The following is a 13,375-nucleotide window of genomic DNA, read 5'->3' as shown; positions in this document are numbered from 1 at the left end:
TCCGTCAGCGCCGCGCCGTTGGCGCGGCCGGTCAGCTGCGTGCGTCGATGAACGCGAAGATCTCCTCGTCCGATCCCAGGTCCGGCCCGGCGGCCGCCGCCCCGGCCCCCGCCGGCGCGGTGACGTGCCCGAGCGTGTCGTGCAGCGCGGCGGCCATCCGGTCCCGCTCGGCCGGGTCGGCGTCGGCCAGCCGGGCGACCACCTGTTCCAGGGCCTGCCGCAGCAGTTCCTCCGCCGAGGGTTCGACCGCCACCAGCTCGCCCAGCAGGTACCCGGCCAGCGCGGTCACGGTGGGGTGGTTGAACACCAGGGAGGCCGGCAGCCGCAGGCCGGTGCGCGCGGTCAGCCGGTTGCGCAGTTCCACCGACATCAGCGAGTCGAGCCCCAGCTCCCGCAGGGGCCGGCCCACGTCGACGGTCTCCGCCGAGCGGTGGCCCAGGGAGACGGCCACCTGCTCGCGTACGAAGTCCAGCAGCGCCTCGGACGCCCCGGCCCGGTCCAGCCGCGCCAGCTGATCGGTGAGCGTCTCGGGGGCCGGGCCGGGGTCGGCGGCCGGTCCGCCCACCGCCGCCCGCGGTGGCGGGGGGACCAGGGCGCGCAGCACCGCCGGTACCTCGCCGCCACCCGCGAGCGTGGCGCGCAGGCCGGAGGTGTCCCAGCGGGCGGCCACCACGGCCGCCGAGCCGTCGTCCGCCCGGCGCAGGGCCGCGTCGAACAGGTCGAGGCCGTGCCCGCTGCCCAGGAGCGCGACGCCGGTGCCGGACAACCGGGCGGTGTCGGCGCCGGACAGGCCCGCGGTCATCGTGCTCGGCGACGCCCACAGGCCCCACGCGATGGACACCGCCGGCAGCCCGAGCGCGCGCCGGTGCTCCGCCAGTGCGTCCAGGAACGCGTTGGCCGCCGCGTAGTTGCCCTGTCCCGCGGTGCCGAGCACCCCCGCCACCGAGGAGAACAGCACGAACGCCCGCAGCGGCGCGTCCCGGGTCAGGTCGTGCAGCAGCCAGCCCGCGTCGGCCTTCGGCCGCAGCACCGCGTCCAGCTGCCCCGCCGTCAGCCCCGCCACGGTCGCGTCGTCCAGGACACCGGCCGCGTGCACCACGGCGACCAGTGGCCGTCGCGCCGGTACGCGGGCCAGCAGCGCCGCCAGTTCGCCGCGGTCGCCCACGTCGCAGGCGGCGACGCGCACCGTCGCCCCGAGGTCCGCCAGGCGGCGCGTCAGCTCCCCGGTGCCGGCGGCCCCTTCGCCGGTGCGCGAGACGAGCAGCAGGTCGCGCGCGCCGTGTTCGACCACCAGGCGTTCCGCGACCAGCGAACCGAGCCCGCCGGTGCCGCCGGTGACCAGGACCGTCCCGCCGCCCAGGTCCACCGGGGCGCCGCCGGTCGCCGCGCGCCGGGCCACCCGGGGCACCAGCAGGCGCCCGTCGCGCACCGCGCACTGCGGTTCGCCCGCCCCGGCCACGGCGGCCAGCGCGGCCGCCAGGCCCTGCGGCGCGCCGCCGACGTCGGCCAGCGCGAACCGGCCCGGGTGCTCGGTGGCGGCCGAGCGCACCAGCCCCCACACCGGGGCGCCGTCCAGTGAGCGGGGGTCGGCCAGGAACACCAGCCGGGAACCGCCGAACCGGTCGTCGGCCACCCACCCGCGCACCAGCCGCAGCACCTCCCGCAGCCGCGACCGCACCGCGGGCAGCGGATCGCCGCCGCCGGGCACCGGGTGCGGGCCGGGCACCACGACGACCGGCGGCACCGGGTCCGGCAGCGCGTCAAGTCCGTCGCGGGCCACCGCGTCGAGACCGGCCGCCCGCAGCGCCCCGAAGACCTCGTCGGTGAAGGCACCGGTGCCGACCACCGCCCAGCGGTCCGCCGGCGCGCCCGCCGCGGCCGGGGCCGCCACCCAGTCCACCTGGTGCAGTTCGGCACCGGCCCCGGCGGTCGTCCCGGCGGCGGGGGCCGGGCGCAGGGTCAACTCCCCGACCCCGCCGATCACCGCCCCGGCCGCGTCGTGCAGCGACACCTCCACACCACCGGCCGCCGACCCGGTCAGCCGCACGCGCAGCCGGTCCGCGCCGTGCGCCGCGATCCACACCCCGGACCAGGAGAACGGCAGCAGCGGGCCGGCCGTGTCGAGCGCGTCGGCCGCGTCCAGCACCAGGACGTGCAGGGCGGCGTCCAGCAGGGCGGGGTGCACGGCGAACCGGCCCGCCTCCGCGTCGGCCGGCTCCGGCAGCGCCACCTCGGCGTAACGGCACTCCCCGTCCCGCCAGGCGGCCGTCAGGCCCTGGAACGCCGGCCCGTAGCCGTAACCTTCCTCGGCGAGCCGTTCGTAGGCGCCGGCCAGGTCGATCGGCACGGCACCCGCCGGCGGCCAGGCCGACAGCCGTTCGCCGCCGCGCGGCGCCGGCCCCCCGACCAGCCCGTCGGCGTGCCGCGTCCACTCCCCGCCGTCCCCGTCGGGCCGCGACAGCACGGTCACGGTGCGCCGCCCGGACGCGTCGGCACCGCCGACCGCGGCCTGCACCTGCACCGCGCCGGTGGCGGGCAGCACCAGCGGGGCGTGCAGGGTGAGTTCCTCCACCAGATCCGCGCCGGTGGCCGCGGCCGCCTGGAGCGCGAGCTCCACGAACCCGGTGCCGGGCAGCAGCACGCTGCCGCGCACCGCGTGGTCGACGAGCCAGGGGGCGGTGTGGCGCGACAGGCGGCCGGTCAGCAGCACCCCGCCGCCGTCCGCCACCGGCACCTCACCGGTGAGGACCGGATGCCCGAGCACACCGCCGTCGGCGCCGCCCAGCCAGTAGCGGCGCCGGTCGAACGCGTAACCCGGCAGCTCGACCGGGTGGCCCACCGGGCCGAGCACCCGCGGCCAGGCCACCTCGGCGCCCTGCACGAACGCCTCGGCCAGGGCGGTGGCGAACTGCGCCGGACCGCCCAGACCGCGCCGCAAGGTGCCCACCGCGCCGCCCGCCACGCCCGCGTCCGCCAGGATGTCGCGGACCGCGCCGGCCAGGATCGGATGCGGACTGACCTCGACGAACAACGGCCGCCCGCCGCCGGCGCACACCCGCACGGCCGCGTCGAACCCGACAGGTTCCGCGAGGTTGCGGTACCAGTACCCGGCCGTCAGCGCCGACCCCGGCACGAAGTCCCCCTCGCACGAGGAGCAGATCGCCGTTTCACCCTCCTGCGGCGCCAACTCGCCGAGCAAGGACAGCAGTTCGTCACGCACCGCCTCGACGTGCGGGGTGTGGGCGGCATACGCCACCGGGGTGCGGCGCAACTGGACGCGGCCCTCGTACGCGGCCGCGAACTCCTCGATCGCGGCCAGCTCGCCGGCGATCACCGCGCCCGACGGGCCGTTGTCCACCGCGACCCACAACCGGCCCTCCCACGGCCCGATCCACCCGCCCACCTCCGCCGCCGGCGAGCCGACCGCGAGCACACCGCCGGTACCGTCCAGCACGGCCAGCACCCGGCTGCGCAGGGCGACCACCTTGGCGGCGTCCGCCAGCGACAGCGCGCCGGCGACGTGCGCCGCCGCGATCTCGCCCTGGGAGTGCCCGACCACCGCGGCCGGCTCCACCCCCGCCGCCATCCACCGCCGCGCCAGCGCCACCATGACGGCGAACAGCACCGGCTGGACGACCTCCGTCCCCGCCAGCTCCGGTGCCCCGGGCGCCCCGGTCAGCACGTCGACGGCCGACCAGCCGGTGTACGGCTCCAGCGCCCGCGCGCAGTCGCGCAGGTGACCGGCGAACACCGCGTCCCGGGCCAGCAGTTCGGTCGCCATCCCGTTCCACTGCGCGCCCTGGCCGGGGAAGACCAGCACCGGCCGCACCGGCCCGCCCGGCACCACGCCGGTCCGCAGGCACGGGTGCGCCGTCCCCTCGGCGAGGGCGGCCAGCGCCTCGCACAGCTCCGCACGGCCGGCCGCCACCACGACCGCGCGGTGGGCGAACGACGGCCGGCGGGCCAGCGCCGGACCCGTCCCGGCCAGTTCCTCACCGGTCGCCGCGGCCGCGTACCGGCCCAGCCGGCCGGCGTAGGCCCGCAGGGAGGCGGCGGACCGGGCGGAGGCCACCCACACCAGGGGTTCGCCATCGGGCGCCGGTACCGGCCGCGGTGTCGCGGGCGGCTCCTCCAGGACGAGGTGGGCGTTGGTCCCGCTGATCCCGAAGCTGGAGACCGCCGCCCGCCGCGGCCGCCCGCCGGCCGGCCACGGCTGCTCCCGGGTCAGCAGCCGCACCCGGCCGCTGTCCCAGTCCGCCTTGTCGGTGGGCTGTTCGGCGTGCAGGGTGCGCGGCAGCACGCCGTGCCGCATCGCCATCACCATCTTGATCACGCCGGCCACCCCCGCCGCCGCCTGCGTGTGGCCGATGTTGGACTTGACCGAGCCGAGCCACACCTCCCGCTGCGCCGCCCGGTCCTGCCCGTAGGTCGCCAGGACGGCTTCCGCCTCGATCGGGTCGCCGAGCGCGGTACCGGTGCCGTGGGCCTCGACCGCGTCGACGTCGGTGCCGCGCAGCCCGGCGTCGGCGAGCGCCTGCCGGATCACCTGCCGCTGGGCCTGGCCGTTCGGCGCGGTCAGGCCGTTGCTGGCGCCGTCGGAGTTGACCGCCACGCCCCGCACGAGCGCCAGCACCGGGTGCCCGTTGCGGCGCGCGTCGGACAGCCGTTCCAGCAGCAGCATCCCGGCGCCCTCGGCGAACGCGGTGCCGTCCGCCTCAGCGGAGAACGCCTTGGCCCGGCCGTCGACGGCCAGCCCGTTCTGCCGGCTGAACTCCACCAGGTTGCCGGGGTTGGACATCAGCGTCGCCCCGCCGGCGAGCGCCAGGGAGCACTCGCCGCGGCGCAGCGCCTGGGTGGCCAGGTGCAGGGCGACCAGCGACGAGGAGCACGCGGTGTCCACGGTGATCGCCGGCCCCCGCAGACCGAAGGTGTAGGCGATGCGCCCGGAGGCCACGCTCGTCGCGGTACCGGTGAGCAGGTGGCCGTCGACCACCCCGCCCGGCTGGTGCAGTCGCGGCCCGTAGTCCGAGGCCATCGCGCCGACGAAGACGCCGGTCGGCGAACCCGCCAGGCCGGTGGGGTCGATCCCGGCCCGCTCGACGGCCTCCCAGGCCACCTCCAGCAGCAGCCGCTGCTGCGGGTCCATGGCCAGCGCCTCGCGCGGACTGAGGCCGAAGAACTCCGCGTCGAAGGTGTCCGCGTCGTGCACGAATCCGCCGAACCGGGTCGCGCAACTGCCCGGCCGCCCGTCGCCCGGGCCGTACAGCGCGTCCAGGTCCCAGCCGCGGTTGCCGGGCAGCGCGGTGATCGCGTCGGTGCCGGTGGCCACCAGCCGCCACAGCTCGTCCGGCGAGGTGACCGACCCCGGGTAACGGCAGCCCATCGCGACGATGGCGACGGGGTCCTCCTCCGGCGCGGCGTCAGCGGTGTCGGTTCCGGCCGCGGTGGTCGCGGTGGTCGAGGCGTCGGCCGTTCCGGTCCCGGCCGCGGTGGCCGTACCGGTCGAGCCGGTCGTCCCGGCCCCCGCTGCGCCGGTCCCGGCGGCCTCCGCTCCCGGATCCGCCCCGGCCAGCCGGGCGTACAGGGAGTCCACCAGCAGCCGGGGGGTGGGGAAGTCGAACAGGACGGTGGTCGGCAGGCGCAGACCGGTCTGCGCCTGGAGCCGGTTGCGCAGCTCCACGACGGTGGCCGAGTCGAACCCGAGGGCCTTGAAGGTGAGCGTCGCGTCGATCTGCGTGCCGTCGCGGTGACCGAGTACCGCCGCGACAGTGCGGGCGACCAGGTCGCCCAGCTCCCTGCGCGAGGCGCCCGCCACCGCACCGGACGGCTCCGGGGCCGCCGGGTCCGTCACGGCCCCCGCGGCGGCGGCCGGGCGATCCGCGCCGTCCGCGCCGGCCAGCCAGTGCCGATCGCGCTGGAACGGGTACCCGGGCAGGTCGGTCGCGACGGCGCCGGGCACGACGCACAGGCCCTCCCGGTCGACGGTGGCGCCGTGCACGTACGCCTCGGCGACGCCGCGCAGCAGCCGGCCGGGCCCGCCGTCGTCGCGCCGCAGCGAGCCCACGACGACGACGTCGCGGCCGGTGTCCTCCGCGGTCTCCTCGATGCTGCCGGCGAGCACCGGGTGCGGGCTGCACTCGACGAAGCGGCTGTGGCCCTGGTCGAGGGCGTACCGCGTCGCGTCGGCGAACCGCACCGGGTGCCGCAGGTTGGCGAACCAGTACGCGGCGTCCAGCGTGCCGGGGTCCACCGGCCGGCCGGTCACCGTCGAGACGAACACCTCCCGCGTCGAACGCGGCCGGATCGGCGCCAGCGCCGCCAGCAACTCCTCGCGCACCGCGTCCACGGCGGGGGAGTGCGAGGCGTACGTGGGCGACAGCATCTTCGTACGGTGCCCGGCGGCCGCCAACATGTCCTGCATCGCGGTGAGTTCGCCGACCGGGCCCGACAGCACCACCGACCGCGGCCCGTTGACCACCGCGACGGTGACCCCCGCGGCGGTCGCCAGCAGCCCGTCGACCACCTCCGGCGGCGCGACGACCGACAGCATGCGGCCCCCCGCGATCGAGCGGGTCGCCCGGGAGCGCAACGCGACCACCCGGGCCGCGTCGTCGAGCGTGAGCGCGCCGATCACGGTCGCCGCGGCGATCTCGCCCTGCGAGGTGCCCATCACCGTCCGCGGCTGAACACCCCGCGCCCGCCACACCTCCGCGAGCGAGACCATCACCGCCCACAAGGCGGGCTGGACCACGTCGGCGTGCCGCAGGTCCGGCGCGTCCGGCGCGTTCCGCAGCACGTCGAGGAGGCAGAAGTCGAGGTACGGCTCCAGGGCCCGCGCGCACGCGGTCAGCCGCTCGGTGAACACCGCCGGCCCGCCGAGCAGCCCGAGGGCCATCCCCGGCCACTCCGAGCCCTGCCCGGGGAAGACGAAGACCTCCCCGCCGGGAACGGCCCTGCCGACCACCACCGAACCGTCGGGCCGGCCCGCGGCGAGCGCGTCCAGCCCGTGGACCAGGGCGGCCCGGTCGTCGCCGAGGACCACCGCCCGGTGCTCGAACTCGCCCCGGTCGCGGACCAGTGACAGCGCCACGTCGGCGGTCTCGGCCGCCGGGTGCTCCCCGAGGTGCCGGGACAGGGCGCGGGCCTGCGCGTGCAGGGCCGGCCGGGACCGCGCGGTCAGCACCAGCGGGGTGCCGGCGGCGGGCGCGGCGGTCCGTGCGGCGGCCTCTTGCCGGGGGGCCTCGGCCACCAGCAGGTGGCAGTTGGTGCCGCCCACGCCGAACGAGCTGACCCCGGCGACCAGCCGGCGCTCCGGCTCGGGCCACTCGCGGGTGCGGCGCACCACCTCCAGCCGCAATGAGGCCAGCGGGATGTCCGGGTGGGGGGTGTCGAAGTTCAGGCTCGGCACCAGGCGGCGCCGCTCCACGCACAGCGCGGCCTTCAGCAGCCCGGCGACACCGGCGGCGCCCTCCAGGTGCCCGATGTTGGTCTTGACCGATCCGACGAGCAGGGGTGCGCTCTGCGGCCGTCCGGCGCCGAGCGCGGCGCCCAGCGCGGCGGCCTCGACCGGGTCGCCCACCCGGGTGCCGGTGCCGTGCAGTTCGGCGTACTGCACGTCGCGGGGGGCGATCCCGGCCGACCGGCAGGCGGCGCGGATGACGTCGGCCTGGGCGTCCGCGTCGGGCACGGTGAGCCCCTCGCCGCCGCCGTCGTTGTTGACCGCGCCGCCCAGGATGACGCAGCGGACCCGGTCGCCGTCCTCCAGCGCGGCCGACAGCGGCTTGAGCACCACCACACCGCCGCCCTCGCCGCGGACGTAGCCGTTGGCCCGGCTGTCGAACGTGTGGCAGCGGCCGTCCGGCGACAGCGCCCCGAAGTCCCCGAGCACCGCGCTGGTGGTGCCCAGCAGGTTGAGGTTGACACCGCCGGCCAGCGCCAGGCCCACCGTGCCGCGGCGCAGCTGCTCGCAGGCCAGGTGGACCGCCACCAGCGAGGAGGACTGGCCGCAGTCCACGGTGAGGCTGGGGCCGCGCAGGCCGAACTGGTGGGACACGCGGTTGGCGATCAGGGCGCGCAGCGTGCCGGTGAGGGTGTGCGGACCGGAGGTGCCCGACCGGTCGTGCAGCAGGGCGTAGTCGCCGCCGATCGCACCGAAGAACACGCCCGCCGCCGCGCCGCGCAGCCGTTCGGGCGCGATCCGGGCGTCCTCCAGGGCCTGCCAGGCCAGCTCCAGCGCGAGCCGCTGCTGCGGGTCCATCGCGGCGGCCTCGTTCGGCGAGATGCCGAAGAAGCCGGCGTCGAAGCGGTCCACCTCGGTGAGGAACCCGCCGCGCCGGTACCCGGTCGCCCCGGCGTCCGGCCAGCGGCCCCGCGGCACCTCGCCCACCGCGTCCCCGCCCGCCTCCAGCAGACGCCACAACTGCCCCGGGTCGTCGGCCCGCGGCAACCGGCAGGACATCCCGACGACCGCGATCGGCTCGTCGACCGCCGACCCCGTACTCATGGAAGCCATCCCACCCACCGCCGTCGCAGCAGAGCCAGAGAGAACCGGGAATATAGAAGACCATTCACGGGTGCGCGCATTTGTCCGCGCGCCGTTTTCGGCACAGCGACATTCCACGCGATGGGGCTGGGAGCGTCAACGCCTGCCGTGAATGCGGCGGTGGCCGGAAAGCGTCGGTAACAAACTGCCACCGCCGCAACGCCGGTACTTCACGGGTTGTCGGCCGGTAAGGAAAGGGCCCCGGCGGTGTGCGGCCGCGGGCTATGCGCCGACCGCCGGCGGAACCGCGCCGCCCGATGCGGAGGACACTTCCGTAATTCCACGGAACGCGCCGCAGAACGTTTCCGGTGGCGGCGGCGCACCGGTCGGCAATGCCCCACGGTCCCACACTCCGGCGCGGCCGGATGCGGCCGGGAGGCTGTTTTCGGGCGGCGCGGGCGAAACGGCGTGCCGGTCGTCACGCGTTCGCCGGGGCCGTACCCGCGCGGTCCCGGCGACGGGTCCCGTACGCCCCGTCAGCCCCCGTGGCCCGTCGCCGAGCGGGCCTCGTCCTCCCGGCGCGGCCACGTGCCGAACGTCCGCCGGCCGGCGTCCGCGTCGTCCTGCGAGGGGAACTCGGCGAACAGCCGTTCGCGGGCGAAGATCCGGGCGAGTTCGTGCAGGCGGTACCGGGTGCTGCCGCCGGTGCCGCTCTCGACGTCCACCAGCCGCGCGTCGACGAGGCTCTCCAGGGCGTCGGTCGCCGACGCCGCGTCCAGCTCCATCAGCCGCGCGGCCACCCACGCCCCGAAACCGCCCGGCTCCAGCATCCCCAGCCGGGCGAAGAGCGCCCTGGCCACCGGCGGCGCGGTCCGGTAGCCGCGCAGCAGCGTGGCCCGCACGTCGACCCCCTGGCCGTTGAGCTGGTCCAGCCGGTGCCGCTCGTCGCGCAGCAGCGCCACCAGGTCGCCGATGGTGCGGTGCGGGCGGGCCACCAGCCGGGCCGCCGCGCCCTCCAGCGCCAGCGGCAGACCGCCGCACAGGCCCACCAGCTCCCCGGCCTCGCGCGGTTCGGCCCGCACCCGCTGGCGGCCGATCATGGCGGCCAGCAGCTCCACGCCGTCCCCGGTGCCGAGCACGTCCAGCTCGAAGACGGCGGTGCCCAGCAGCGCGGCGGTCCTCGCCCGGGTGGTCATGACCAGGCGGCAGGTCGGCGTACCGGGGATCAGCGGGCGTACCTGCGCCTCGTCCACCACGTCGTCGATCACCGTCAGCACCCGGCGCCCGGCGATCGCGCTGCGGTAGCGGGCCGCCCGGTCCTCCATGGCGGCGGGCACCTCGGAGGCGGAGAACCCCAGCGCGCACAGGAACTGCTTGAGGATGTTGGAGACGTTCCCGGCCTGCTCCTCGCCGACCGCCATCCGGGCGTACAGCTGGCCGTCGGGGAACTCGGCGGCCAGGGTGTTGGCTATCTCGTTCGCCACCGTCGACTTGCCCACGCCGCCGCGCCCGGTGAGCACCGTCACGAGTTCGGTGTGCGGCCCGTGGTCGCCCACGAGCCGGCGCTGTAACGCCGCCAGCAGCTCGGCGTGCCCGGTGAAGTACGGCACGCGGGCCGGCAGCATGCGCGGGACCGGCACCCCGGCGCTGCTCCACGGCATGGCCGGTTCGGGCCGCTCGGCGTCCCCGTGGCCGGTCAGGGAACCGGTGAGGATGTCCTGGTGCAACTGGTTGACCGACGGGCCCGGTTCCAGCCCCAGCTCGTCGACGAAGCGCTGCCGCACCACCCGGTAGACCGCCAGCGCCTCCGCGCGGCGCCCGCACCGGTACAGGGCCGTCATCAACTGCCCCACCAGCCGTTCGCGCAGCGGGTGCTCGGTGACCATCGCCGAGATCTCGCCGACCACCTCGTTGTGCAGCCCGAGCTGCAACTCCGCCTGTACGCAGTCCTCCAGCACCTCGACACGCCGCTCGCTGATACGCACCTGGTGGGCGCGCACCACCCCGCTGTCGATGCCGTCCAGCGGTTCGCCGCGCCACAGGGCCAGCGCCTCACGGAAGGCGGCGCGGGCCGCCGCCGGCCGCTTCGCCGCGAGTTCGGACCGACCGCGGACCACCAGGTCCTCGTAGCGGTGCAGATCCAGTTCGCCCTGGTCCACCTCGATGGCGTACCCGCCGCCGCGCACCTGGATGCGCTCGCCCAGGCCGCAGCGCAGCAGTGCCCTGCGCAGCGCCGAGACGCAGATCTGCACCTGGGCGCGGGCGGTCGCGGGCGGGGCGCTGCCCCAGATGGCCTCGAACAGGCTCTCCAGCGACACGACCCGGTTGCTGTTGAGCAGCAGCAGCACGAGCACCACCTGCTGGCGCCGCGCGGTGATCGGCACCGGCTCGTCGCCCTCCACCTGCAACAGCCCCAGCACCCGGAAGTACGGCGGCCTGGCGGCGGTGAGAACGGCGCCGGCCGGTGACACGGTCCCGGCATCGGCCCAACCCGGTTCCCTGTCCTCGGTCGATATGACGGCTCGCACGCTGTGTCCCTTTGAGATCGCCGGACGAGTGGGGTCGTTCCGCTGCGTCACACGAGCACTTCGGCCGGCGGCGGGTGGCCGAGGAACGCGGTGGGACTCGCCGTCAGGCCGTAGGCGCCGGCGCAGAAGACGGCGACCAGGTCGCCGATCCCGGCGGGCGGCAGGCGGACCTTGTCCGCCAGCAGGTCCAGGGGGGTGCACAGGCAGCCGACGACGTCGACCGTCTCGCCCTCGCCGGCGTCGTCCCGGCAGGCCAGCGCCACCGGGTAGTTGCGCCGGATGACCTGGCCGAAGTTGCCGGACGCGGCGAGCTGGTGGTGCAGTCCGCCGTCGACGACGAGGTAGGTCCGCCCGCGCGACTCCTTGCGGTCGACCACCCGCGTCAGGTACACCCCCGCCTCGCCGACCAGGTACCTGCCCAGTTCGATGACCACCCGGGCCTGCGGCAGCAGGCCGCGCACCTGCGTCTCCAGCAGCTCCGCCAGGTTCTCGCCGATGCGGCCCAGCGCGAGCGGCCGGTCCCGGGAGGTGTACGGGATGCCGAAGCCGCCGCCGAGGTTGAGGTAGCGGACCGGGCCGGGCGCCGCCTCGGCGAGCCCGGCGACCAGCCGCACGGTCGCGCGCTGCGCCTCGCAGATGCTCTCCGCGTCCAGGTTCTGCGACCCGGCGAAGACGTGGAAGCCCTGGAAGTCCATGTCGGCGGCGGCCAGTTCGGCCAGCACGGCCGGGACCCGTTCGGCGTCGATGCCGAACTGCTGCGGGCCGCCGCCCAGTTGCATCGCGGAACCGCGCACCGAGAAGTCCGGGTTGACCCGCAGCGCGACCCTGGCCCGGATACCGAGCAGTTCGCCGACCTCGCGCAGCCGCACGAGTTCGTTGCCGGACTCCAGCTCGACCGTCACGCCGGCGGCCACCGCCTGCCGTAACTCCGCCGTCGACTTGCCCGGGCCGGCGAAACTCACCCGGTGCGGGGGCGTCGTGGTGTTGAGGGCCTCGCCCAGTTCCCCGGCGGACGCCACGTCGAAGCCGTCGACCAGACCGGCCATGTGCTGGAGCAGCGCGGGCATCGGGTTGGCCTTCACCGCGTAGCTCAGTTCGATGCCGGCGGGCAACGCGGCGCGCACCTCGCCGACGCGCTGGTCGATCAGCGCCCGGTCGTAGGCGAAGAACGGGGTACGGCCCACCCGTTCCGCCAGCCGGTCCGCGGGAATACCGCCCACCAGCAGAACGCCGTCGCGGCGTTCGAAGGGCGTCGCCCGTGTCGCGGTGGTCTCCATCATCGAGTTCATCCCCCAGGTCCGGCGGCGCATTTCGGGTCGGTTGTTCGCGCGTGGGGCGCGGCGTTTCTTTCCCTCGATGTCTCGCCCGGCGGACACGGCGGTGAACGCGGCGTGCCGGCCGGGGGACAGGACGCGCCGCACCGGCCGTCCCCCGCGGGGGTGACGGCTTGGGCGCTGCGTCCCGTACTCGCCTAGGTGGTGCCGGTGTCCGGCACCGGCGGCCAGGTACCCGGGGCCCACCACCGCGAACACGCCCGCCGGCCGGTCCGTTCGCACCGGCCGACGGTCGCCACGGCCATGGTGTGGCGGGCCGCGCGGCGAGCGCGGGGGCACCGTTGCTCCATGTCGACTCCCGATCGCGTCGTTGCGTTGCGGACAGAGCTGGTGGAACGCGGTTCGTACGGTGGGCGCGTGCGGGAGGTCGGCTGCGGCAGGTTTATGAATCGCCGGCGACTACGGCGACGTGACCGCTCGGTGAACGCGGCGGAGGTGATCAGGCGTGGCATGGCGGTGTGCCCACCGATGCCAGGTCCGCGGCGCCGCCACAAAACCGGCTCACCTGCTTCGGCATATTCCCGATTCCTTTACGATGAATCCGGCGGATGCTGTCCGGGCACGCGTCCTCCACGGCGAGTCACGGAGATTTACCCTACAGCAGCGCCACCCCGGTGAACCAGGGGCTGAACCGGAATGACGTGCTATCGCCATTCGACTTTGTCCGCCCGCCCCGACTGACCTGCGGCGCGGTTACCGTAAGCCGCCGAACGCGGATGCCCTCCAGGGCGTTTCGGGGCTCTTGCGCACGGCCGTCACGGACCCGGGTGCCATGTCGCCGGGAACACCCCGGTGTTGTTCCGGTTGTCCTGACATTGATAGCGGAAATCCCCCGGTGAACCGATTGCCGGTTAATTGCCGCACCCGGCGGCTGAGCGCCGAGCGCTGCGCGCTGAGCGTCTTGCGGCATCGGCGGCCCCCGGCACCGGTGTTGGGGTGGCTCGGTCACCCCGGGCCCCAACCCGCACGCACGGCACCGGTGTTGGCGTCACCCCGAGCCCCCGAGCATGCCGCGCCCCCACCCCGGGCGC

The 13,375-nt window shown here is 75.9% G+C and carries 3 protein-coding genes; all 3 read right to left on the bottom strand.

Annotated elements, in window-relative coordinates; translation table 11 throughout:
- Positions 1 to 31: 31 nt before the first annotated feature.
- The gene (locus POF43_RS31050; protein ID WP_372516168.1) at positions 32 to 8,512 is read right to left on the bottom strand and encodes an SDR family NAD(P)-dependent oxidoreductase; all 8,481 of its coding nucleotides are present in this window, start codon (positions 8,510 to 8,512) and stop codon (positions 32 to 34) included.
- Positions 8,513 to 9,018: 506 nt separating this feature from the next.
- Positions 9,019 to 10,953, bottom strand: a complete 1,935-nt coding sequence (locus POF43_RS31045; RefSeq protein ID WP_271322184.1) for an AfsR/SARP family transcriptional regulator — start codon at positions 10,951 to 10,953, stop codon at positions 9,019 to 9,021.
- 104 nt (positions 10,954 to 11,057) lie between these two features.
- Entirely contained in the window at positions 11,058 to 12,290 is a 1,233-nt protein-coding gene (locus POF43_RS31040; RefSeq protein ID WP_271322183.1) for a pyridoxal-dependent decarboxylase, exosortase A system-associated, read from the bottom strand.
- Positions 12,291 to 13,375: the final 1,085 nt, after the last annotated feature.

This window comes from Streptantibioticus silvisoli, assembly GCF_027947535.2.
GTDB lineage: Bacteria > Actinomycetota > Actinomycetes > Streptomycetales > Streptomycetaceae > Streptantibioticus_C > Streptantibioticus_C silvisoli.
Note: the sequence above shows the minus strand (reverse complement) of the source record. Positions and strands in the feature narration are given on the sequence as shown.

What these genes read in the sequence shown, in the direction of transcription:
- POF43_RS31050 (WP_372516168.1), bottom strand. Translation starts at nt 8,512, where the DNA reads ATGGCTTCCATGAGTACGGGGTCGGCGGTCGACGAGCCGATCGCGGTC.
- POF43_RS31040 (WP_271322183.1), bottom strand. Translation starts at nt 12,290, where the DNA reads ATGATGGAGACCACCGCGACACGGGCGACGCCCTTCGAACGCCGCGAC.